The 20,863-nt window shown below is 38.3% G+C and carries 24 protein-coding genes; 13 read left to right on the forward strand and 11 right to left on the reverse strand.

Annotated features, from left to right (window positions below; translation table 11 throughout):
* The first annotated feature begins 6 nt into the window (after positions 1-6).
* Positions 7-1,449: a phosphoglucomutase/phosphomannomutase family protein gene (locus PRO_RS01570; protein WP_011124465.1), complete on the forward strand. Its 1,443-nt coding sequence runs from the start codon at positions 7-9 to the stop codon at positions 1,447-1,449.
* Positions 1,446-2,048, forward strand: a complete 603-nt coding sequence (gene rdgB, locus PRO_RS01575) for an RdgB/HAM1 family non-canonical purine NTP pyrophosphatase (RefSeq protein WP_011124466.1) — start codon at positions 1,446-1,448, stop codon at positions 2,046-2,048. Before PRO_RS01570 ends, rdgB begins: the two co-directional genes overlap by 4 nt.
* A 38-nt stretch (positions 2,049-2,086) precedes the next feature.
* Here rdgB and PRO_RS01580 read toward each other — a convergent pair whose 3' ends face one another.
* From PRO_RS01580 to fabI, 3 genes are all read right to left on the reverse strand, one after another.
* On the reverse strand, positions 2,087-3,577 hold the full coding sequence (locus tag PRO_RS01580; protein ID WP_011124467.1) for a carotenoid oxygenase family protein: 1,491 nt from the start codon (positions 3,575-3,577) through the stop codon (positions 2,087-2,089).
* Positions 3,578-3,638: 61 nt separating this feature from the next.
* Entirely contained in the window at positions 3,639-4,271 is a 633-nt protein-coding gene (gene hisB, locus PRO_RS01585) for an imidazoleglycerol-phosphate dehydratase HisB (protein ID WP_011124468.1), read from the reverse strand.
* Positions 4,272-4,307: 36 nt separating this feature from the next.
* Positions 4,308-5,090: an enoyl-ACP reductase FabI gene (gene fabI, locus PRO_RS01590; RefSeq protein ID WP_011124469.1), complete on the reverse strand. Its 783-nt coding sequence runs from the start codon at positions 5,088-5,090 to the stop codon at positions 4,308-4,310.
* A gap of 110 nt (positions 5,091-5,200) precedes the next feature.
* Here fabI and PRO_RS01595 point away from each other — a divergent pair, with 110 nt between their 5' ends.
* The gene (locus tag PRO_RS01595; protein WP_011124470.1) at positions 5,201-5,821 is read left to right on the forward strand and encodes a thioredoxin family protein; all 621 of its coding nucleotides are present in this window, start codon (positions 5,201-5,203) and stop codon (positions 5,819-5,821) included.
* Positions 5,822-5,883: 62 nt separating this feature from the next.
* On the forward strand, positions 5,884-7,071 hold the full coding sequence (locus PRO_RS01600; protein ID WP_011124471.1) for a DegT/DnrJ/EryC1/StrS family aminotransferase: 1,188 nt from the start codon (positions 5,884-5,886) through the stop codon (positions 7,069-7,071).
* Positions 7,072-7,108: 37 nt separating this feature from the next.
* Here PRO_RS01600 and PRO_RS01605 read toward each other — a convergent pair whose 3' ends face one another.
* Together PRO_RS01605 and folK are read right to left on the reverse strand one after the other, a co-directional pair.
* Entirely contained in the window at positions 7,109-7,669 is a 561-nt protein-coding gene (locus PRO_RS01605; protein WP_011124472.1) for an NUDIX hydrolase, read from the reverse strand.
* A 71-nt stretch (positions 7,670-7,740) separates the two neighbouring features.
* On the reverse strand, positions 7,741-8,322 hold the full coding sequence (gene folK / locus PRO_RS01610; protein ID WP_011124473.1) for a 2-amino-4-hydroxy-6-hydroxymethyldihydropteridine diphosphokinase: 582 nt from the start codon (positions 8,320-8,322) through the stop codon (positions 7,741-7,743).
* A 50-nt stretch (positions 8,323-8,372) separates the two neighbouring features.
* Between folK and bchD the strand changes: the two genes are divergently transcribed.
* Complete coding sequence (gene bchD / locus PRO_RS01615; protein WP_036891654.1) at positions 8,373-10,493, forward strand: magnesium chelatase ATPase subunit D; 2,121 nt, start codon at positions 8,373-8,375, stop codon at positions 10,491-10,493.
* 8 nt (positions 10,494-10,501) lie between these two features.
* On the opposite strand, the gene PRO_RS01620 is transcribed toward bchD, so the two are convergent.
* Positions 10,502-11,347, reverse strand: coding sequence for an MlaD family protein (locus PRO_RS01620; RefSeq protein ID WP_011124475.1), 846 nt, complete (start codon positions 11,345-11,347; stop codon positions 10,502-10,504).
* 5 nt (positions 11,348-11,352) lie between these two features.
* Positions 11,353-12,165: an ABC transporter ATP-binding protein gene (locus PRO_RS01625; RefSeq protein WP_011124476.1), complete on the reverse strand. Its 813-nt coding sequence runs from the start codon at positions 12,163-12,165 to the stop codon at positions 11,353-11,355.
* Positions 12,166-12,404: 239 nt separating this feature from the next.
* Between PRO_RS01625 and PRO_RS01630 the strand changes: the two genes are divergently transcribed.
* Entirely contained in the window at positions 12,405-13,670 is a 1,266-nt protein-coding gene (locus PRO_RS01630; protein ID WP_164923259.1) for a gluconeogenesis factor YvcK family protein, read from the forward strand.
* Here the strand turns inward: PRO_RS01630 and PRO_RS01635 are convergent, their stop codons facing one another.
* The 3 genes from PRO_RS01635 to PRO_RS01645 are packed head-to-tail and all read right to left on the reverse strand — an operon-like array spanning position 13,671 to position 15,314.
* Complete coding sequence (locus PRO_RS01635; RefSeq protein ID WP_011124478.1) at positions 13,671-14,216, reverse strand: NAD(P)H-quinone oxidoreductase subunit J; 546 nt, start codon at positions 14,214-14,216, stop codon at positions 13,671-13,673. It abuts the gene before it with no gap.
* A gap of 2 nt (positions 14,217-14,218) precedes the next feature.
* Complete coding sequence (gene nuoB / locus PRO_RS01640; RefSeq protein ID WP_011124479.1) at positions 14,219-14,947, reverse strand: NADH-quinone oxidoreductase subunit NuoB; 729 nt, start codon at positions 14,945-14,947, stop codon at positions 14,219-14,221.
* A gap of 4 nt (positions 14,948-14,951) precedes the next feature.
* Positions 14,952-15,314 carry an NAD(P)H-quinone oxidoreductase subunit 3 gene (locus PRO_RS01645; protein WP_011124480.1) on the reverse strand — a complete coding sequence of 121 codons (363 nt, stop codon included), beginning with the start codon at positions 15,312-15,314 and terminating at the stop codon, positions 14,952-14,954.
* A gap of 85 nt (positions 15,315-15,399) precedes the next feature.
* Here PRO_RS01645 and PRO_RS01650 point away from each other — a divergent pair, with 85 nt between their 5' ends.
* From PRO_RS01650 to PRO_RS01675, 6 genes are all read left to right on the forward strand, one after another.
* Complete coding sequence (locus tag PRO_RS01650) at positions 15,400-15,831, forward strand: rubredoxin (protein WP_011124481.1); 432 nt, start codon at positions 15,400-15,402, stop codon at positions 15,829-15,831.
* A gap of 7 nt (positions 15,832-15,838) precedes the next feature.
* On the forward strand, positions 15,839-16,858 hold the full coding sequence (locus PRO_RS01655) for a photosynthesis system II assembly factor Ycf48 (protein WP_011124482.1): 1,020 nt from the start codon (positions 15,839-15,841) through the stop codon (positions 16,856-16,858).
* Positions 16,859-16,959: 101 nt separating this feature from the next.
* Positions 16,960-17,208, forward strand: a complete 249-nt coding sequence (psbE, locus tag PRO_RS01660) for a cytochrome b559 subunit alpha (protein ID WP_011124483.1) — start codon at positions 16,960-16,962, stop codon at positions 17,206-17,208.
* 3 nt (positions 17,209-17,211) lie between these two features.
* Positions 17,212-17,358: a cytochrome b559 subunit beta gene (gene psbF / locus PRO_RS01665; RefSeq protein ID WP_011124484.1), complete on the forward strand. Its 147-nt coding sequence runs from the start codon at positions 17,212-17,214 to the stop codon at positions 17,356-17,358.
* A gap of 22 nt (positions 17,359-17,380) precedes the next feature.
* Positions 17,381-17,500, forward strand: coding sequence for a photosystem II reaction center protein L (locus PRO_RS01670; RefSeq protein ID WP_011124485.1), 120 nt, complete (start codon positions 17,381-17,383; stop codon positions 17,498-17,500).
* Positions 17,501-17,514: 14 nt separating this feature from the next.
* Positions 17,515-17,712: a photosystem II reaction center protein J gene (locus PRO_RS01675; RefSeq protein WP_011124486.1), complete on the forward strand. Its 198-nt coding sequence runs from the start codon at positions 17,515-17,517 to the stop codon at positions 17,710-17,712.
* A 26-nt stretch (positions 17,713-17,738) separates the two neighbouring features.
* Here the strand turns inward: PRO_RS01675 and mtnP are convergent, their stop codons facing one another.
* A complete protein-coding gene (mtnP, locus tag PRO_RS01680; RefSeq protein ID WP_011124487.1) occupies positions 17,739-18,683 on the reverse strand; it encodes an S-methyl-5'-thioadenosine phosphorylase in 945 nt (314 codons plus the stop codon).
* On the opposite strand from mtnP, the gene selD reads away from it, so the two are divergent.
* The gene (selD, locus tag PRO_RS01685; RefSeq protein ID WP_036891662.1) at positions 18,669-20,849 is read left to right on the forward strand and encodes a selenide, water dikinase SelD; all 2,181 of its coding nucleotides are present in this window, start codon (positions 18,669-18,671) and stop codon (positions 20,847-20,849) included. The two genes, mtnP and selD, sit on opposite strands and share 15 nt — an antisense overlap.
* The last annotated feature ends 14 nt before the right edge of the window (positions 20,850-20,863 follow it).

Consider the following 20,863-nt stretch of genomic DNA (forward strand, 5'->3'; position numbering starts at 1 on the left):
TAAGTTATGAAATTCCAAGCAGCTCCAATTAAATTTGGCACTGATGGGTGGAGAGGTGTTTTAGGTGTTGATATTACTATTGAAAGACTTATTAGAGTGGCAGTTGCCTCTGCTCAGGAGATGGCTTATAGGGCTAAAAATGATTCCACGAATAAGGTGGTCATTGGTTATGACCGTAGATTTTTAGCCTCTGAATTTGCTGAAGCAATTGCCGATGCAGTTCGAGGCTGTAGCTTGTATCCATTGTTAGCAGATGTTTCAGTCACTACTCCTTCATGTAGCTGGGCAGTAGTTGAAAATAATGCTCTAGGTGCATTAGTTATTACAGCTAGTCATAATCCGCCTGAATGGCTGGGATTAAAAATAAAAGGCCCTTTAGGTAGATCTGTTGAAGAGGACTTTACAAAAGCTGTTGAAGAGAGACTGCTTACAGGAGGCATCACTGCCCCAATCCTTGGCGAAACGGAAAAGTTTTCTTGTCGTCAAAATCATTTAATTGGTTTAAAAAGAAAAATGGATATTCCAGCTCTTTTAATTGGCATTCGAGCAATGGGATTAAAGGTGATTGTTGATTCAATGCATGGTTCTGCTGCAGGATGCATGACAGAGATTCTGGGAAATGAATCACACGATTTTTTAAAAGAAATAAGGACAAAACGAGATCCTTTATTTGGTGGGAATGCCCCTGAGCCTTTAGCTAAAAATCTTGATCAACTTATTGTAAATACTCAAGAATTAGCTTTGGAAGGTCATCCTGTTCTTGGGTTAGCTTTTGATGGAGATGGGGATCGAATAGCAGCTATAGATGAAACAGGAAGGTTTTGCAGTACCCAGCTATTAATACCTCTCTTCATTGAGCATATGGCGGGAGTTAGAAATTTACCTGGTTGTGTTATTAAAACTGTTAGTGGATCTGACTGTATTCGCTTAATAGCAAAAGACTTTGATAGAGAAGTTATTGAACGTCCAGTAGGCTTTAAATATATTGCTCAAGAGATGCTTTCTAGAAAAGTTTTACTTGGCGGGGAAGAGTCTGGTGGTATAGGTTTTGGAGATCATTTGCCAGAAAGAGATGCTTTGTATGCTGCATTGCTTTTACTGGAGTCAATTGTTTATAGAAGAAAGCCATTAGGAAGTCTTTTAGATAATTTACAAAAACGATTAGGTACAAGTTTTTATGATCGTTTTGACCTTCTTCTTTCTGATAATGATTCAAGACAAAGACTGGAAAAGTCTTTGAAAATAAACCCTCCTTTATTAGTTGAGGGTAAGAAAGTCAAAGAAGTAATTGAATTGGATGGATGCAAGTTAAGATTTGATGAAAGACATTGGTTAATGTTTCGTTTCTCAGGGACTGAACCTTTGCTGCGAATTTATTGCGAGGCTCCAACTTATAAAGAGGTTGAAGAAACTCTTGCTTGGGCTAAGAACTTCGCCTCTCAGATATGAGCTTTAATCTTGGGAAATCTCTTACGAAGCTTATAATTGCTAGTAACAATGATGGAAAGATTGAAGAGTTTATTCAACTTTTGTCTGGAATCCCATTAGTTGTAATGGGCCAACCAAAGCATTTAGAGGTTGAGGAAACAGGGGTTAGTTTTGCTGAAAATGCACGCATCAAGGCTATTGCTGTGGCAAAAGCTACTGGTGAAATGGCTCTTGCAGATGATTCGGGATTAAGTGTTGGATCTTTAGGAGGAGCTCCAGGGGTTTTTTCTGCAAGATATGCAAATACTGATTTGGAAAGGGTTTCTAGATTATTAAAAGAATTAGAGATGGTTGATGATAGGAGTGCTTTTTTTTCTGCAGCACTTTGCCTAGCTTCTTCAAAAGGGGAAGTATTGCTTGAGCTAGATGGCAGATGTGATGGAATTATTACTACTACGCCTAGAGGAAAATTTGGATTTGGATATGATCCAATTTTTGAAGTGAAAGGAACTGGACTAACATTTTCAGAAATGGATTCCAAGCAAAAAAGAGAACTCAGCCATCGCGGACTTGCTGTTAAAAAATTAATTCCTAGCTTAAAAAAGATATTGGACTCCTAATTTTTTAAATTAAAATAGTGGTTAAAGATTTAATGGCTTTAAGAATCTGACCAGCTTCCATGTAAGCCATAAGGAATTTTTATTGGAACTTCTAATGTTGCTTGATGACTTAAGTTATTGGCATTTAAAATAACTAATTCATTAGTTTGAAATTTTCCGTTCCATGTCATAACTAAAATCCATCCATCATCTTCATTGCCTGTGGAATCTTCAGGGACCATAAGTGGTTCACTTACAAAGCCTCTTGGTGAGCTACTCCATTCGCATGATCCTTTGTTAATTAGATTTAGTTTCTTTATTGCTTGAAGTGGACCATTGCCTATATTTTTTGCTGCAGTAGCCATCCAGCAGTATTTAGCAGAAAGGCCTTGAAAATAAGGGTTGACCATAGCAAATTCACAACATTGAGTACTTAATGTTTCTTGCTCAGTTTCATTAGTTAATAGATTAATTCGACATCTTTTTAAAATTCCTGCAGGTAGTTGATTGAAGTCAATATTTCTAAAATCTTCATTTGGACCAATAGTAGGAAAATCTTTATAAAAAATGCTTTCAATAATTACTGATTGATTTTCTTCCCAGGCATTTAGATGATGAAAAACAAAACCATCTGGTGCATCAATTATCTTTGCAGGTTGGTTCGAAAATGATCCAGAGTGTCTTGGAATCAGCCAGAACTTTCCTTTCCCATCAGATTTTGAACTCAAGCATTGGGCTGCTCCTTTCTGACCAATTATGAAAGGTAAAGGGTTGAAATCCATGGCATTTTGCAAAAAAATTGCCCAATTGGGAGTAATAGCAAAGTCGTGGAGAAATGCGAACCCATTAAAACTGTCTTTTCTATCACTAATAAGATTTCCAGCATTGCTTCCTTTGGTGGCAAATTCCATCAAACGGATTGTGCTTTTAGGACCGGTTGAAACTCCAAAAGTTACCATTCGGGGATCTTTGTGATGTCCTGGATCAAATCGTGGATGGGCGCTAAATGCTTCTTTAGGTGAAAGTGCTCCATTTAAAGAAGAAAGACCATGAGTTTCAAGTGTTTCTGGATCTAGAGCATGCGGACCAGCGGCTTCCCACAAGGCAAGAAGTTTATTCCCAAGTTTTACTACATGAGTATTGGCAATATTTTTGAGACGAACATCTCCAAAATTAGATATTGCTAAACCTGTTTTTTTTGTACCAAATACTCCTCGATAAAGAAATTTGTCTGCTTTTTCTTCTTCCTCCCAAGCTTGTGTTTTTACAAAACGATTACTAAAGGTCACTTCACCGTTATTGAATCGCATTAGGGTAATCATTCCATCTCCATCAAATGGATGATGGACCCACTGTCCATTGCGCTCTAATTTCCCCGGGCCATTTCTATAAAAACTACCCTTTAGTCTTGGAGGCACCTGTCCAGAAATCAATTTTAATTTTATGTTTGTGCATTCTTTTTCAACATTGCAGTAAGCACTAGACCAATCGGTTTGATCAAATTGTCCAGAATATCTTTCTATCTCAGGAGTTTTTTTAGAGTTGTCCACCACAATTGATTGATTAGATCAGTTAATCCTCGCGTAATTGCTTTAAAAACGCGAGAGAAGGTTATTTAGATTTTTCTGTATTATTATCTCCTGCTTGTTCCAGAACACCTTTGCTGCTAGGGATGGAACCTCCTCTTCGTGGATCAGCTTCGATAGCCATTCTTAGTGATTTTGCAAAGGCCTTAAAGCATGCTTCAACTATGTGATGCGAATTGCTTCCATTGAGTTGCCTTATATGTAGTGTTAAGCCACTGTTGTTTGCTAAGGCTACAAAAAACTCTCTAACTAATTCAGTGTCATATGTACCGATTTTTTGAGTTGGTATTTCTAATTCATAATTGATGTGAGGGCGGCCAGAACAATCAAGAATGACTTGCACAAGCGCTTCATCTAAAGGAGCAGTAAATTGACCAAATCGGTAAATACCTTTGCGATTTCCTAAAGCTTTAGAAAGAGCTTGTCCTAAAGCAATGCCAACATCTTCATTAGTGTGGTGATCATCAATGTGAGTATCACCTTTGGCGACCAGCTCTAGATCTAATAACCCATGGCTAGATAGTTGATGAAGCATGTGATCTAAAAAAGCAATCCCCGAGGAAACTTTGCATCTCCCAGATCCATCAAGGCCTAATCGAACTGATACCTCAGTTTCGTTAGTGACTCGATGAATTTCAGCTTGTCTTTGTAAATTCATATCTCTGGTTCAACTAAAGCTATGGTGACACTTAAATTACATTCCGTTAATGCAATATCCAGCATCCACGTAAATAGTTTGCCCTGATATGCCGCTTGAGAGGTCACTGAGAAGGAATGCAGCAGTATTACCTACTTCAGTTTGAGTGACTGTTCGGCGTAATGGAGCCTTCTCCTCAACATTGTGAATCATATCAAGAATTCCACCAATCGCTGAACTTGCCAAAGTTCTTATGGGACCAGCGCTTATGGCATTTACTCTTACTTGTTTACTAGGACCTAACTCTGATGAAAGATAACGTACAGATGCCTCTAATGCAGCTTTTGCTACTCCCATCACGTTGTAATTTGGGATAGCTCTTTCTGCGCCTAGATAAGTAAGTGTAACCACCCCTGCATTTTGGCTAAAGAGTGGTTTGGCATATTTACATAACGGTGCAAGAGAATATGCACTTATATCTAATGCTCGTGAAAAGCCTTCTGAAGAGGTAGCACTGTAGTCTCCGATGAGCTCTTCTTTCCCCGCAAAAGCTAAGCAATGTACAAGTCCATCTATTACACCCCATTTATCTTTTATTTCATTGAATACCTCCTCGATTTGAGAGTTATTTTGTACATTGAGTGGTAAGAAAAGGCTTGGTTCTAGTGGTGCTGTGAGTTCTCGAACTTTGGATTCAAATCTACCTTTATCATCAGGTAAGTATGTAATCCCAAGTTCAGCTCCACCTGCATGAAGCTGTTGCGCAATCCCCCAAGCAATCGAACGATTGTTAGCTATTCCTGTTACAAGAATTTTCTTGCCGCTTAGATCTAGAAGCATCTTCTGGAGTTTGAATTTAATGGTTTTAATAATTCTCTCTTACTAAGGGTGCATTCAGGGATATAAATAAGAAACTATTTTGATGTTATTGGAAGTCTATTTTAAAAACTATGGTAAAAACTTCATCCACGATGCTGCCCTTAGGCTATGCAATGCCATCTTTTGATTTGCCTTTACTACAGATTAACGACAATACTCTCTTTTCAAGTAGCAATACCGCAGCCAGATTCACTAGCAATATGCTATTGAATAAGCCAGTATTAATAATGATTCTTTGCGCACATTGCCCTTTTGTAAAAAATATAGAATCGGAATTATCTAAGTTAGATCAAGACTTTGGGGATGATATTCAATTTCTTGCTGTGGCAAGCAATTCTGTGGAAAGTCATCCTGAAGATGGCCCTGAATTTTTAGTTCAACAAATCATCAAAAATGGATGGAATTTCCCTTATCTTCTTGATCTAGAGCAAACATTTGCAAAATCTTTGAAAGCTGCATGCACGCCAGATTTCTTTCTCTTTTCATATCCAAACAAAGGATCACATCACTTGATTTACCGTGGACAATTGGATGAAAGTCGTCCAGGAAACAATATTGATCCAAATGGATTTGATTTGAGACGTGCGTTAAATGCAGTTTTAAATTCTTGTGAGGTACCTATTGATCAAAAGCCTTCAATTGGATGCAATATTAAATGGAGGGAAGGATTTGAACCTTCTTGGTTTGGTTGAATTCCTAACCAAGGGATCGAAAAGGTGGCTGGGTAAGTACAAAAAGCCTTAAGGTGCAATTTATGCAAGTCCCCCCTTTTACTCTTGAAAAACAACTGTCTGAAATAGGGCAGGATCTGGATGAAGCTGTTTCGAGGGTTGTTAAGAGTGGAATTTATATAGGAGGTTCAGAAGTACTTAAATTTGAACAATCTTTCGCAGATGCTGTTGGGGTTAGCTTTGCCATTGGTTGCAATAGTGGAACAGATGCATTGGTGCTTGCTTTACGAGCATTGAATATTGGACCAATGGATGAAGTAATTACTCCCTCTTTTAGTTTTTTTGCTACAGCTGAGGCAATAAGTAATGTTGGTGCTACACCTGTGTTTGTGGATGTTGATCCAACTAATTATTTATTAGATATTGAATTAATTGAAGCAGCTATAACCCCTTTGACAAAAGCCATTTTGCCTGTGCATCTTTTTGGCTGTCCTGTAAATATGACGAAAATAGTCTCTTTGGCTAAGAAAAATGGGATAAAAGTGATTGAAGATTGCGCACAAGCTGTTGGGACTCAATGGGATGGGAAGCCAGTGGGAAGTATTGGCGATATAGGCTGTTTTAGCTTTTTCCCTACAAAGAACTTAGGGGCAGCTGGAGACGCTGGTGCTGTAACTACTAATGATCCTGAGTTGGCAGAACGTATTAGAGAACTTGCTATACATGGAATGCCGCGTAGATATTTTCATACTGAACTGGGATATAACAGTCGATTGGATGCAGTTCAAGCAGCCATTCTAAATGTGAAGTTGCCGATACTTGATAAATGGATAACCCAAAGGAAAGAAATTGCTAAACGTTATATAAACTTATTAAAGGGGTTGTCTGACTTAGCTTTGCCAAGCTTTTGCGAAAAAAATAATGACATTCATTCATGGAATCAATTTGTAATTAGAGTTAAAGACTGCTCTAAAGAAGAAAAAGTTAAGGGAATAAAAAAAATAGAAAATATCTGCAAAGACTTACCTGAAAGTGATGCTAGAGATACCCTGAAGGATCGACTTCTACATGATGGCGTTAATACAATAATCTATTATCCAATCCCTATACATTTGCAACCTGCATATAAAAAACTTGGTTACAAAGTAAATAATTTGCCAAATACAGAAAGCCTTTGTAGCCAAGTTCTTAGTCTTCCTATTTTCCCTGAGTTGACATTAGAAGAGCAAGAATATGTCGTAAATTCAATTAAGAAGTCTTTGAAAGATTGATAATTATAGATAATATATTGGGCCTTTTATATACATCTTAAGGCTTGAGTACCTGACAGGCTCTGTGCCAAGCAGTCACACTTTTCCCGTCAAGTGCTTCATTCCCGCTTGCAATGCAATCTTCAAGCTCAGAGGTGGTCATTTCTAAGACCTCAATGTCTTCATCTTCATCTCCACTTGGTTGTTTAAGCAAAGGTTCTATTTCACGAGCTAAATAAAGATGAATAATTTCATCAGAATAACCAGGGCATGGCATAACTACTCCTAGTGAATCCCATTTAGAGGCTTTGTAACCAGATTCTTCTTGCAATTCTCTTTGGATTGTTTTTAATGGTGCCTCGTTTGGTTCAAGCGTCCCTGCAGGAAATTCAAGTATTCTTCTCGAGATTGCAAATCTATACTGTCGCAAGACTATTACGTTCCCATTCTCTTTAATTGGGACTGCTAAAGCTGCTCCGGGATGCTTTATAACTCCAAAAGTTCCTTCTACGCCAATTGGCAACTCAAACCTGTTGATTTCAAACCGGATTTTTTTTGAATCAAGCGCTTGAATATTCTCTAAAATTTTGGATGGCTCTTGTTGCGACAATGGACTCATGATTGGTTACGCCGAAAATACTTTTTATTTTAAGGATATATGTTTTGTTTTTTCTAATGCCTTTATTCTCTTTACTCGGGCCAGCCTTTTTGTGAAGGTATTTGTATCGGAGAACTTGATTTTTTTACAAGTGCTTGAGCTAAAGGGATTATTACGAAATCCCTTTCGATTAGATAAGGGTGCGGAAGGATTAAATCTGAATCATTGATTTGTAAATCTCCCCAAGCGAGAATATCAAGATCTAGTGATCTAGGTCCCCAATGTATTTTTGAGATTTCTCTATCTCTGCCGAAATGCTTTTCTAACAATAATAAATTGTTTAAAAGGTCTCTTGCTGCCTCTACTGAAGGAATTAATTGATTTAACCCCCCTTCACGAATTACTAATGCAGCATTTATAAAAGAAGGTTGAGTTTTAGGTCCTCCAAGTGGAGCTGTTCTATATAAAGGTGACCAACTAAAATCAATCGTTGAATCTTCTATAGAATTTTTTGAAGCATTTTTTAAAGATTTTTTTATCCAAGAAGTGATTGTGTTTTCTAGTAAAGGCCTTGCAGTTATGAGAGTTTTTGCTGGAGAGCCAGCTGGGCTTTCAATATTTGCTCCTAATCCGATAGCAAGAGTTTTCGATATTAAATAGTTAATAGAAGACATTGTGCTATTTAGGTAAACTGATGCGAAAATGATATGGATTTAGAGATTTGATGGTTCCCTCAGAAAAAGAGCCACAGAGTATTAGTTCAGTGCTTCCATCTTTGGAAGAAGCGAATACATCTTTCCCTCTTGCTGCTGTAACAGGCCATGGGACATTGAAATTAGCTTTAATGCTTGCAGCAGTTGATCCTGGATTAGGTGGAGTCATTATTGCAGGTGGACGTGGAACTGGAAAATCTGTTTTAGCAAGAGGTTTGCATGCACTTTTGCCTCCTATAGAAGTTCTTGACCTTCGTTTCGCAGGAGATTTGCAAGGACCTCGACCTTTTGGAAGAAACCTAGATCCAAACTTTCCTGAAGAATGGGATGATGCAACAAATGAATTAATTAAACAAAGAGAATCAAATAATTCAGCTAATGGAAAACAAGACCTACAAACAAGAGTTGTTCAAGCGCCTTTTGTTCAAGTTCCTCTAGGAATTACAGAAGATCGACTTGTAGGAGCAGTCGATGTAGCTTCGTCTTTGGATAGTGGAAGTGCTGTTTTTCAGCCAGGCCTATTAGCAGAAGCTCATAGGGGCGTCTTGTATATAGATGAACTGAATCTGCTTGATGATGGAATTGTCAACCTAATGCTTGCGGCAGTAGGTTCAGGGGAAAACCAAGTTGAACGAGAAGGGTTAAGTCTTAGTCATCCATGTCGACCTCTTTTAATAGCTACTTACAACCCTGAAGAAGGTGCTGTGCGGGATCATTTGTTGGATCGTTTTGCAATTGTTTTGTCGGCTGATCAGATTATTTCTAATGAACAGAGAGTAGAGATTACAGAGTCAGCCCTTGCTTTTGGTTTCAGCACCAAGGAGTTTTCTAAGAAGTGGGATGAAGCAACACAAGCTTTGGCTACTCAGTTGCTGTTAGCTCGACAATGGCTTTCAGATATAGCTCTTAGTCAAGAGCAAATTGAATATCTCGTTAAGGAAGCAATTCGTGGTGGCGTAGAAGGGCATAGATCAGAGCTTTATGCTGCGCGAGTAGCTAAGGCCCATGCTGCTCTTTGTGGTCGTGACAAGGTTGAGGCTGAGGATTTAAAAGTAGCAGTCCGTCTTGTGATAGCTCCTAGATCATTGCAAATTCCACCAGAGGAAGAACAAATGGAGCCCCCGCCACCTGATGAGCAACAACCACCCCCTCCTAAAGACGAATCTTTAGATGAAGATACTGAAGATGAAGATACTGAAGATGATGATATGCCAGAAGATCAATCAGCTCCGCCTATTCCAGAAGAGTTCATGCTTGATCCTGAAGCGTGTGCCATAGATCCAGATTTATTACTTTTTTCTGCTGCAAAATCAAAAAGCGGAAGTAGTGGTAGTAGATCAGCAGTATTTAGCGATAGTCGCGGTAGATATGTAAAGCCCATTCTTCCTAAAGGACCAGTGACAAGAATTGCGGTTGATGCGACTTTAAGAGCAGCAGCCCCTTATCAGAAGGCAAGAAGGGAAAGAGAGCCTGGAAGAAAAGTGATAGTACAAGAAGGAGACTTGCGAGCGAAGTTGCTTCAAAAAAAGGCAGGCTCTCTAGTAATTTTCTTGGTTGATGCAAGTGGATCAATGGCACTTAATAGAATGCAGAGCGCTAAAGGAGCTTTGATTCGCTTGTTGACCGAGGCTTATGAAAGTAGAGATGAAGTCTCTTTGATCCCATTTAGAGGAGAACAAGCTGAAGTTTTGCTCCCCCCAACCAGATCGATTACAGCAGCAAAGCGTAGGTTAGAAACTATGCCTTGTGGAGGGGGGTCACCATTGGCGCATGGTTTAACACAAGCAGCTCGAGTAGGGGCTAATGCTCTTTCTACTGGGGACTTAGGACAAGTTGTAGTTGTTGCAATTACTGATGGACGCGGGAATATCCCACTAGGAAAATCTTTAGGCCAACCAGAATTGGATGGGGATGATTCAGTTGATTTAAAGCAAGAAGTATTAGATATTGCTACTCGTTACCGTACTTTAGGGATTAAATTATTGGTAATAGATACTGAAAGAAAGTTTATTGCAAGTGGTATTGGTAAAGATTTGGCTGATGCTGCGGGAGGCAAGTATGTTCAACTCCCTAAAGCAACAGATCAGGCACTTGCTTCTATTGCAATGGATGCAATTAATACAGTTAAATAAAAAAGAGTTTATTCATATATATCGTTGAATAGTTTCCCTATACCAATAGCGGCTTCTTTGATACCATTGGTTAACTCTTCATCATTTATTATTTCATCAACTTTTCCACTTATTTTGTCGAGCTTAGCCGTGAATGATTTGATAGAACTGGAACTTGACTTTATATCACTAAGTATTTCTGGGTCATCAATAGAGCCTAATATATTATTTATATGAGCCACTGTTTTTTTTAATTCGTCGATAATTGGCCTAGCTTTAAATAATTCTAATTTTGATAATCTTATTAACTCATCTAGGTTTTCTTGAGTGCTATCAAATTGCTCTATAGAATTAACTATTTTTGAAATAATTTCTTCATTCTCAGCTTCGTTAAGGAATTTGTTGATTTCCCCAGTTAATTTAGAGAGGTTCTCAAGATCATTCCCTTTAATTGAATCTCCTGCACAAAGTATTAAATCTTTTGGGCAATTTTCTTGCTTTGGATTAGAGGATATCCCTTCAATAGGATCGCCTTGACTAATCATTGATACTTCTGCATCCCCTCCTAATAAAGAACTGGTCTCAATTTTTGCATAAACTGGCTTAAACAAAATTACATTGTTGCTATTAATTCTAATTTTTGCTCTTACATCTTTTGAGGTGAAAATTATTTTTTTAACAGATCCTATTTGAATACCTCTAAAAGTAACTGGAGTGCCCTCAGACAAACCACTTGCATCTGCAAAATTCGCAAAAACAGTCCATGTATTGGAGCTAATTTTTAATCCTTTCAGCCAAAGAGTTAGTCCTGAAAAAATTACGACCCCTCCTATAAGGGAAAATCCGACAATGGCATCACGGAAGCTGCGCCGCATGGGGTTTAAATCTCTTTAGGTTGCATTGGCCCTTCAAGGCTACCTGTTCGGAACTGTTTAATGAAAGGGTTTTGAGTGTTTTTGAAATCATCTATAGAACCATCCCATTGAAATTCTCCTCCATAAAGCATTACAACCCTTTCCGCAGAACGTTCAATTGTGCTCATGACATGACTAACTACTATTGAACAACCCATTGCAAGAGTAGTTGTTTTAACTATTAAATCTTCAATTCTTGTGCAAGCAACAGGATCTAATCCAGCAGTAGGTTCATCAAATAATAACAGTGGCATAGAGTCTGATTCTTTGTTTGGATCATTGATTAAGGCTCTTGCAAAACTTACTCGCTTTTGCATCCCGCCGCTTAGTTGCCCAGGGAATTTATCTGCAATGTTGTAAAGCCCTACTTCTTCTAAGCATGAAATAACGATTTCTCTAGCTCTTTTATCAGTAATGCTTGAGTTTTTTCTTAGAAGAAAACCTACATTTTCTTCAACTGTTAGTGAACCTATTAGAGCTGGATTTTGAAATACTAAACGAACATCAGGAGGAAAAGTTTGGTCTAATCTCAAGTAGTTTTGCATGAGTCCGAATAACTTTAAATCTCCACTAGAAGGGAGCAATAAACCCGCTAACAATCTTAAAACTGTTGATTTGCCGCATCCTGAAGGTCCAATAATGGCGATTCTTTCCCCTGGCTTCATCTTTAAACTAACTTTATTAAGAACAGAATTATCGGCCCACTTCATTGATAAACTATCCATTTCAACTACAGGATAGTTTTTTGACTCTATAGGCTTAGATGGCAGATCTTTCATTTCAACATTTACTTTCTTGGACTATAAAGTAGTTTCACTTAGAGTTATTTTAAATTCAATACAATAGATTTATTAAAATTGTTTTTTTTAATAAGCCATTGAAAGAGAAAAGTTCTCGAGGACGCAAATCTTCAAGATGGCGCAAGAATAATGCTAAGAGGACTTCTAAGTTTGATTTGCTTGGGCGAATTCAACGCGCCCTAGGTTGGCTTTTGCCTGGATTGGTAGTCAAAAGATGGATGCTTACTTCCGGCCTTGGTTTAATAGTTGCTCTTTTCGGGGCTTCGATATGGGCTGATTTGAGACCTATTTATTGGGTTATTGAAGGAATATTTTTATTAATAGGAACGATTACTAAGTTTTTGCCTAGAAGTATTACTGGACCAATTGTGTTTCTTGTTGGCATTTCCCTCTTAATTTGGGGTCAAAGTAGAAGCTTTAAATCAATTCAGAATGCCATTGCTCCTGAAAAGGATGATGTTTTAATAGATGCTTTGCGAGCTAAAAGTAAGCTTAATAGGGGGCCGAATATTGTTGCTATTGGAGGCGGTACAGGCCTCTCCGCATTGCTTCAAGGGTTGAAAAGGTATAGCAGTCGAATAACCGCTATTGTTACTGTTGCAGATGATGGCGGTAGTAGTGGCATTTTAAGAAGAGAATTAGGTGTTCAACCTCCTGGTGACATTAGAAATTGTTTAGCAGCTTTATCTACAGAAGAATCACTTTTAACTAGGCTTTTCCAATATCGATTTTCATCAGGAACAGGTCTGGTTGGGCATAGCTTCGGCAACCTTTTCTTGTCAGCTTTGACTTCCATCACAGGGAATTTAGAAACTGCAATTACTGCTTCTAGTCGTGTTCTTGCTGTACAAGGCCAAGTTGTTCCAGCTACAAATGCTGATGTTCGTTTATGGGCTGAACTTGAAAATGGTGAACGAATTGAAGGGGAGTCAGCTATAGGTAATGTAAGGTCACCAATTATTAGAATTGGCTGTTATCCAGAGCAGCCTCCAGCATTGCCAAGCGCAATAGAAGCAATCGAAAATGCCGAGTTAATTGTTCTTGGGCCTGGGAGTTTGTATACATCTCTTTTACCTAATTTACTTGTACCTGAGATTGTTGAAGCAATTCAAAGGAGTAAGGCTCCAAAGCTATATATATGTAATCTAATGACGCAACCTGGTGAGACTGATGGACTCGACTTGGCAGGGCATATCAGAGCAATTGAGGCTCAGTTAGCAAGTTTTGGTGTTACAAGGAGAATCTTTAATTCGATTCTTGCACAAAAAGAATTACCACCATCTGCTTTGCTTGAATATTATCTTTCTAGAGGAGCTGAGCCTGTTATATGTGATTGGAATAGGCTTAGATCTCAAGGTTATAGATTATTCAAAGCATCATTACAGGAATCAAAAATAATATCTAAGTCTGTTTTAAGGCATGATCCTAGGAAACTATCTTTAGCAGTGATGCGCTTTTATAAAAAGTATAAAAGAGATGCGTAATTAATATGCATCTTGCATTTCATAAAAGTCTGGTTGTATATAGTCTTTCCTTAATGGCCACCCTTTCCAATCTTCTGGCATCAATAACCTTTTAGGATGAGGATGATCAACAAAATTTACTCCAAACATGTCATAAGTTTCTCTCTCTTGCCAATCAGAACCTCGGAATATCTTATAAAGTGAAGGGACTTTTAGATCCCCATCTCTATTTAAAAATACTTTCACCCTAACCTCTCTTGGCTTATCACTATCCTTATAATTTTCTATTGCAATTAAATGGTAAAAACAGACAATGTTTAAACCTGGGCCCTCATCATATCCACCTTGACATTCTAGATAATTAAAGCCATTATTTTTTAAACTCACAATAATATCTAAAAGAAATTCGGGCTTTACACTAATGATTTCAATCCCTATATGGTCAACTTCGTTGACAGTATGTTCCAACCCTTCTTTGCACAATAATTCACTGATTGGTCCTCTTTGAGGCTCTAAGACTTCCTGATTAGTTTCTTCTGTTATTTTTTTATCTAATTCTTCATTCATAATTAATTCAACTCTTTAGTTGTGGTTTCAATTGATTCAGACTTTGTGGGAAGTGATATATCATCCCCTGCTTTTAAAGCTGCTTTTTGAGTCTTTGCATTTAAGTAAGATCCATTTACTAATGGATTAATCCTTTTCATTTTATGAGTGATTGTGAAATAACGGTGTGTTTGAGTTATTTTTTTTCTTTCAAGAAAAGATTCATTTCCTACTTTTTTACGGAGTTTGATAACTGCATCAAAAATTGCTTCTGGCCTAGGTGGACATCCAGGTAAATAAAGGTCTACTGGAATTAATTTATCAACTCCTCTAACAGCAGTAGTTGAGTCAGCACTAAACATTCCCCCTGTAATAGTGCAAGCGCCCATTGCAATAACATATTTAGGATCTGGCATTTGCTCGTAAAGCCTTACTAATGCAGGTGCCATTTTCATAGTTACAGTCCCAGCCACAATTAAAAGATCAGCTTGTCTTGGGGAACTTCTAGGGACTAATCCGAATCGATCAAAATCAAATCTAGAACCAATTAGAGCAGCAAATTCAATGAAACAACATGCAGTTCCATATAACAGAGGCCATAGGCTGCTTAACCTTGCCCAATTATGGAGATCATCCAAGCTAGTGAGAATAATATTTTCACTTAAATCGGATGTAACCGCTGGAGCAGCAACAGGACCACATGTTCCTGAACGAATGTCTTTTACAGCTTCTATTGAAGGAATGTTATTCAATGAATCAGCTCCATTCAAGTGCTCCTTTTCTCCAAGCATATGCTAGTGCAACTATCAAAATTGAAATAAAAATGAGTGCTTCTATAAATGCTAATAAGCCAAGTTTATGAAATGCAACTGCCCATGGATAAAGAAATACTGTTTCAACATCAAAAATAACGAAAACTAGGGCAAACATGTAATAGCGAATATTAAATTGAATCCAAGCCCCTCCAATGGGTTCCATCCCAGATTCATAGGTAAGTTCTCTTTCACCAGGCTGACTTTTTGGAGAAATTAGCTTGTTTGTTACTAACGCTAGAGCAGGAACAGCTGCTGATATTAAAAGGAAACCAAGAAATGCATCGTAGCCTGGGAGAGTAAACATTGGGCATTAAATACTTGATTATTAGTTTGGCACTCACTTAAGGTCACTTTCCTCGATAGAGTTGGGTTGTGTGAGACTGCAAACGGTGAGCGATGAACTAAAACCTGCATTAGATCAGACAGAAGCCAATAAAATTGGCCAAAGTCCTATTAATGCAGAGAAAACCTCAGATCATGAAGTTACTGATCTCAAAGAGGATCTTAGCCTCAATCGATTTGAATGCACAGATTGTGGGTATGTTTATGATCCTAAGGAAGGGCTGAAGAAATATAAAATTTCACCAGGCACCTCTTTCTTGGACATTGATCAGACAAAGTTTCGATGCCCAGTTTGTAGATCAAAATATTCTGCTTACAAAGATATAGGCGCTAAATTTAAACCTAGTGATGGTTTCGAAGAGAACGTTGTTTATGGCTTTGGCTTTAACACTCTTCCTCCAGGTCAAAAGAATGTCCTTATTTTTGGTGGTTTAGCTTTTGCTGCTGCTTGTTTCTTATCCCTTTATTCACTGCATTAAGGCTCCTATGAATCGTTTAATTAAATTTTCCTTTAACTTGATTCTGATTTTCGTACTTGGGCTAGGCCTAAGTGGTTGCGTAACAACAACAAGAATCCCCGTCCAATCAAGTAGTCCTTGGGAAGAGATTGAATTAGCCAATGATGACAATCCTCTTGATATTGCATTCGTGGATGACAATCATGGCTTCTTAGTTGGAGCAAACAGACTAATTCTTGAAACAACTGATGGAGGATCTACTTGGGAAGAAAGAGATTTGGATATTCCTGCTGAAGAAAATTTTAGATTGATGAGCATTGATTTTAAAGAAGATGAAGGCTGGATCGTGGGACAACCTAATTTGGTTTTACATAGTGAAGATGCTGGGAAAAATTGGACAAGGCTATCTCTAGGAAGTCAGTTGCCTGGAAATCCTTATTTGATTACTACCCTTGATACATCTTCTGCTGAATTAGCTACCACTGCTGGGGCTGTATATCGGACGACTGATGGAGGCAAGAATTGGGAAGGAAGGGTTGCCGAAGCTTCCGGAGGAGTACGTGATTTACGCCGAAAAGAAGATGGAACTTATGTCAGCGTTAGTAGCTTGGGAAATTTCTTTGTCACTTTAGATAAAACAGATCAAGCTTGGCAGTCTCATCAAAGAGCTAGTAGTAAAAGAGTTCAAACTTTAGGGTTTAAACCTGATGGTCAATTGTGGATGCTTTCTCGTGGAGCTGAGATTCGACTAAATGATGCTTCCGGAGACTATGAAAGTTGGTCTAAGCCGATTATTCCTTTAGTTAATGGGTATAACTATATGGATATGGCTTGGGATCCTGAAGGAAATATTTGGGCAGGAGGAGGAAATGGGACACTTTTAGTGAGCAAAGATGATGGAAATAGTTGGGAAAAAGATCCAATTGGTTACGCAACACCAACAAACTTTATTCGCATATTTTTCCTCAAGAATCCTAATGGCAATCCTCCTAAAGGCTTTGTATTAGGGGAAAGAGGGCATGTTTTGCGATGGGTTGGATATTCATAATTAGGTGCCCAATGCACAACGCTCTGTAACCATGCTGATACACCTGCCCTAACTTTAGATACACCCTTGTTAGTATCTAGCAGCTAATACCGCGTGAGGCTATGGCTGCCGGCTCTACCGGGGAACGCCCGTTTTTTGAGATCATCACCAGTGTTCGTTATTGGATCATCCATGCCGTAACACTGCCCGCGATTTTTATCGCTGGATTTTTATTTGTGTCTACAGGCCTTGCCTATGACGCATTTGGAACTCCTAGACCAGACACCTATTTTCAGGCTTCTGAAACTAAGGCTCCAGTAGTGTCACAACGCTTTGAATCCAAGGCTCAACTTGACCTGCGCCTGAAATAACCAATGACAAACTCTTCTTCTCCCTTACAGGCTGTCGAAGTCCGCACCTACCCCATTTTTACGGTGCGTTGGCTTGCAGTACATGCATTGGCAATCCCAACAGTATTTTTCTTGGGTGCTATTGCAGCAATGCAGTTCATCCGTCGTTGATTTACGACTTATCCATCTAGCTATGCAAGTTAATCCAAATCCAAACAAGCTTTCGGTTGAGCTGAACCGAACAAGCCTTTATTTAGGGCTTTTGCTTGTTTTTGTCCTCGGGATTTTGTTCTCAAGCTATTTCTTTAATTAAATTCTTCTTCAATCATGAGCTCTAAATTAAAGGGACCTGATGGCCGTCTCCCAGATAGACTCCCAGATGGTCGACCAGCTGTTTCGTGGGAACGTCGTTGGACTGAAGGGCAGTTACCTTTGTGGTTAGTCGCAACTGCAGGAGGTATTGCAGTTATTTTTGTTCTAGGGATCTTCTTTTATGGTTCTTATACAGGTGTAGGATCTGCCTGATCTGTTGATTCGAATCTAATTCTCTTTTATTTATTGAATTTACCCCAGTAGTTTTCAGTAAATAAGTTTATTTTTTCCCTAGTTGTCTCTGAGACTTTATCTTTAGAAGTCATAAGGCTATTTTTTAAAGCTGTATGAGCTTCACTTGGAGGCAATAATTTTGATATTCGTTTAGCAGTAGCCTCTACTATTTTGCTGGCCAATTTTGCATTGGCCGCGAGGTTTTCAATTACTAGATCTACGCTGACATTCCCAAAACCTTCATGCCAGCAGTCATAATCGGTAACCATAGATAAAGATGTATATGCAATTTCCGCTTCTCTAGCAAGTCTTGCTTCTGTGTGGTTTGTCATGCCAATAACCTTGCAACCCCAGCTTCTATAGAGTTGAGATTCAGCTCGAGTTGAAAATGCAGGACCTTCCATTGCAAGGTAAGTACCACCTTTATGGACTTGACGAGCTTCGGGCATTAGTAGTTCGCCTTCCTCTGCTAGCAATCTTGAAAGAGTTGGGCAAAAGGGGTCTGCCATCGTCACATGCGCAACTGCACCATCGCAAAAGAAGGTAAGAGGTCTTTGATGAGTTCTGTCAATAAATTGATCGGGTACAACCATATCTAGAGGTCTTACTTGTTCTTGAAGTGATCCAACTGCTGATGGTGAAAGGATCCAACGAACATTTAATGAGCGTAATGCCCATATATTTGCTCTGTAAGGAATTTCTGTAGGAGTATATATATGATGTCTTCCATGCCTAGCAAGAAAAACTACCTCCATACCTCCTAGATTGCCTATGCGCAAACTATCGGAAGGTTTACCATAGGGGGTCTCTATATCAAGCTCTTTTATATTTTCAATGCTGTCGATTGAATAAAGACCGCTTCCCCCTAAGACCCCAAGTCTTGCATTTTTTAACAAACAAGATTTGCCATCTTGTTCAATCTCTTCTGAAGAAAAATGTTTGTTGATCATCTTTTGCTTGCAGGTGGTGGTCATACTCATGCCCTTGTTTTAAAACGTTGGGCAATGAAGCCTCATTTAAAACCAAAGTGTTTAATTACTTTGGTTAATCGAGATAGCTCAACGATTTATTCAGGGATGTTTCCTGGGCTTATCTCTGGTGATTATCAATTAGATGAAGTTTCCATTGATTTGAGGCGACTTACAGATAAAGCAGGAGTTTCATTAGTTGTTGGAGAAATTCATTCACTAGACATATATGAGAATAGATTATTTCTCCATAACCGTGCTTCTATAGGCTTTTCAAGATTAAGCCTTGATGTTGGCTCAGAAACACTTGTTGATGAAGATACCTCTTATCTCAAAGATAGAAGTGATGTTTTTCCAATTAGACCATTCGAGAAATCCTTGGAATGTATTAAAGAACTTGATGTTGAGTCACAGAATGAATCGACTAAGCCTTTTACAGTAATTGGTTCTGGCCTTGCTGCATTAGAGATTGTTTTTGCTTTGAGAAAAAGATGGCCTGCTCGAGAATTGAGATTGCAAGCTTTTAGTAGAAAATTGAATTGGAGATTTAAGAAAGCTATTAATTTAGCGAAAATCGATATAATTAGTCCTAAGAGTTTAGTTGATGGCCCTGCAGTTATTTGTACAGGGAATGAAGCCCCAAAATGGCTTAAAAACAGTGGTTTGAAGGTCAATAATGCCGGTAGAATTATTACTCTTCCAACTCTTGAGATTCCAGGTCGGCCAGATATATTTGCTGTTGGTGATTGTGGAGTACTCGCAAAAAATAGTCGTCCTCCTTCAGGGGTCTGGGCGGTTCGTGCAGCTAAACCGTTAGCTAAAAATCTTGAAAGATCTTTATCGGGAAAGAGCCTTTTAGCTTGGAGACCTCAGTCAATAGCGTTGAAATTAGTTGGTGGTATATCTAAATCCAATATGTCAATAGCGTGGTCTCTTTGGGGCTTTGTGGTGATTGGTCCTAATCGTTTGATTTGGAAACTTAAGCAAAGCATTGATAGAGGTTTTGTAAAAGGTTTCGAGGAGCTTTCAATGGTTGAGTATGAGGAAAAAATAATTGCTTGTAGAGGCTGTGCTTCAAAAGTTGCGGCGCAGCCTCTCAAATCAGCTTTGAAATCAGCTGAACTTGACAACTTAATTAATTATCCAGAAGATGCTGCATTGGTTGCTTCTTCTTTAGATAAAGGCCTTTGGCTGCAAAGTGTTGATGGCTTTCCTGCTCTTTCAAATGATCCTTGGCTTAATGCTCGCCTAACTACTTTGCATGCATGCTCAGATTTATGGGCAAGAGGAGCTTCTGTTACTTCTGCACAAGCTGTAATAACTCTCCCAACCATTCATCAGAAATTACAGCAAGAGCTTTTGATTCAATGCCTTTCAGGAATTAAATCAGCATTAATGCCTCAAGGTGCCGAGCTAATTGGTGGACATACTTATGAATCTAGGACTGAATTGTCAGGAAATATTTCTATGGATATAGAAATTTCTCTTTCTATTAATGGATTGGTTGTCCCAAATATTCGTCCTTGGAGTAAAGGAGGCCTTCAGATTGGAGATGAAATCCTCATAAGCAGAGGAATTGGTACTGGAGTGATCTTCTCTGCAGCAATGAAGGGAGCAGTACCTGCTAAACATGTTGATGCCGCATTATTTCAGTTATCTCAAAGTCAACATGTTTTTGTGGAAGGTCTTAGAAAACAATCTTTAGAAACTAATGATTCATTTTTGATTCATGCTTGTACTGATATCACCGGATTTGGATTGCTTGGACATTTAGGCGAAATGATTCAAGCTACTAATATTAAAAGATTAAAAGCTTCTCTCCCTCTTGTAAAAATCAATCTTTTTGCTAATTCAATTCCAGTGTTAGATGGAGTGAAAAACTTGTTCAAATTAGGTTATGAAAGTACTCTTGCACCTTCAAATAGATGCTTTTTAGAATTATTAAATTTAAAAAATAAAACTGTTCCATTCATAGAACTAATAATGGAGGATATTTCATCAGAAATGCAAGAAGTTCATTTAATCAAAGAATTATTAGTTGATCCTCAAACTTGTGGACCATTAGTTATATCTTGTGAATCAAAAATTGCTAACAGTTTAATAGATAATTATTATTGGCATAGAATTGGTTTTGTTGATACTCTTTAGGCCTTGAAAAATAA

This window comes from Prochlorococcus marinus subsp. marinus str. CCMP1375 (assembly GCF_000007925.1).
Taxonomy (GTDB): domain Bacteria; phylum Cyanobacteriota; class Cyanobacteriia; order PCC-6307; family Cyanobiaceae; genus Prochlorococcus_E; species Prochlorococcus_E marinus.

Bases quoted from the DNA above. Each gene is read 5' to 3' on its own strand.
- PRO_RS01570 (WP_011124465.1), top strand. From the start codon at position 7: ATGAAATTCCAAGCAGCTCCAATTAAATTTGGCACTGATGGGTGGAGA.
- rdgB (WP_011124466.1), top strand. From the start codon at position 1,446: ATGAGCTTTAATCTTGGGAAATCTCTTACGAAGCTTATAATTGCTAGT.
- hisB (WP_011124468.1), bottom strand. From the start codon at position 4,271: ATGAATTTACAAAGACAAGCTGAAATTCATCGAGTCACTAACGAAACT.
- fabI (WP_011124469.1), bottom strand. From the start codon at position 5,090: ATGCTTCTAGATCTAAGCGGCAAGAAAATTCTTGTAACAGGAATAGCT.
- PRO_RS01595 (WP_011124470.1), top strand. From the start codon at position 5,201: ATGGTAAAAACTTCATCCACGATGCTGCCCTTAGGCTATGCAATGCCA.
- PRO_RS01600 (WP_011124471.1), top strand. From the start codon at position 5,884: ATGCAAGTCCCCCCTTTTACTCTTGAAAAACAACTGTCTGAAATAGGG.
- PRO_RS01605 (WP_011124472.1), bottom strand. From the start codon at position 7,669: ATGAGTCCATTGTCGCAACAAGAGCCATCCAAAATTTTAGAGAATATT.
- folK (WP_011124473.1), bottom strand. From the start codon at position 8,322: ATGTCTTCTATTAACTATTTAATATCGAAAACTCTTGCTATCGGATTA.
- bchD (WP_036891654.1), top strand. From the start codon at position 8,373: ATGGTTCCCTCAGAAAAAGAGCCACAGAGTATTAGTTCAGTGCTTCCA.
- PRO_RS01620 (WP_011124475.1), bottom strand. From the start codon at position 11,347: ATGCGGCGCAGCTTCCGTGATGCCATTGTCGGATTTTCCCTTATAGGA.
- PRO_RS01625 (WP_011124476.1), bottom strand. From the start codon at position 12,165: ATGAAAGATCTGCCATCTAAGCCTATAGAGTCAAAAAACTATCCTGTA.
- PRO_RS01630 (WP_164923259.1), top strand. From the start codon at position 12,405: ATGCTTACTTCCGGCCTTGGTTTAATAGTTGCTCTTTTCGGGGCTTCG.
- PRO_RS01635 (WP_011124478.1), bottom strand. From the start codon at position 14,216: ATGAATGAAGAATTAGATAAAAAAATAACAGAAGAAACTAATCAGGAA.
- PRO_RS01645 (WP_011124480.1), bottom strand. From the start codon at position 15,314: ATGTTTACTCTCCCAGGCTACGATGCATTTCTTGGTTTCCTTTTAATA.
- PRO_RS01655 (WP_011124482.1), top strand. From the start codon at position 15,839: ATGAATCGTTTAATTAAATTTTCCTTTAACTTGATTCTGATTTTCGTA.
- psbE (WP_011124483.1), top strand. From the start codon at position 16,960: ATGGCTGCCGGCTCTACCGGGGAACGCCCGTTTTTTGAGATCATCACC.
- psbF (WP_011124484.1), top strand. From the start codon at position 17,212: ATGACAAACTCTTCTTCTCCCTTACAGGCTGTCGAAGTCCGCACCTAC.
- PRO_RS01670 (WP_011124485.1), top strand. From the start codon at position 17,381: ATGCAAGTTAATCCAAATCCAAACAAGCTTTCGGTTGAGCTGAACCGA.
- PRO_RS01675 (WP_011124486.1), top strand. From the start codon at position 17,515: ATGAGCTCTAAATTAAAGGGACCTGATGGCCGTCTCCCAGATAGACTC.
- selD (WP_036891662.1), top strand. From the start codon at position 18,669: ATGTTTGTTGATCATCTTTTGCTTGCAGGTGGTGGTCATACTCATGCC.
- mtnP (WP_011124487.1), bottom strand. From the start codon at position 18,683: ATGATCAACAAACATTTTTCTTCAGAAGAGATTGAACAAGATGGCAAA.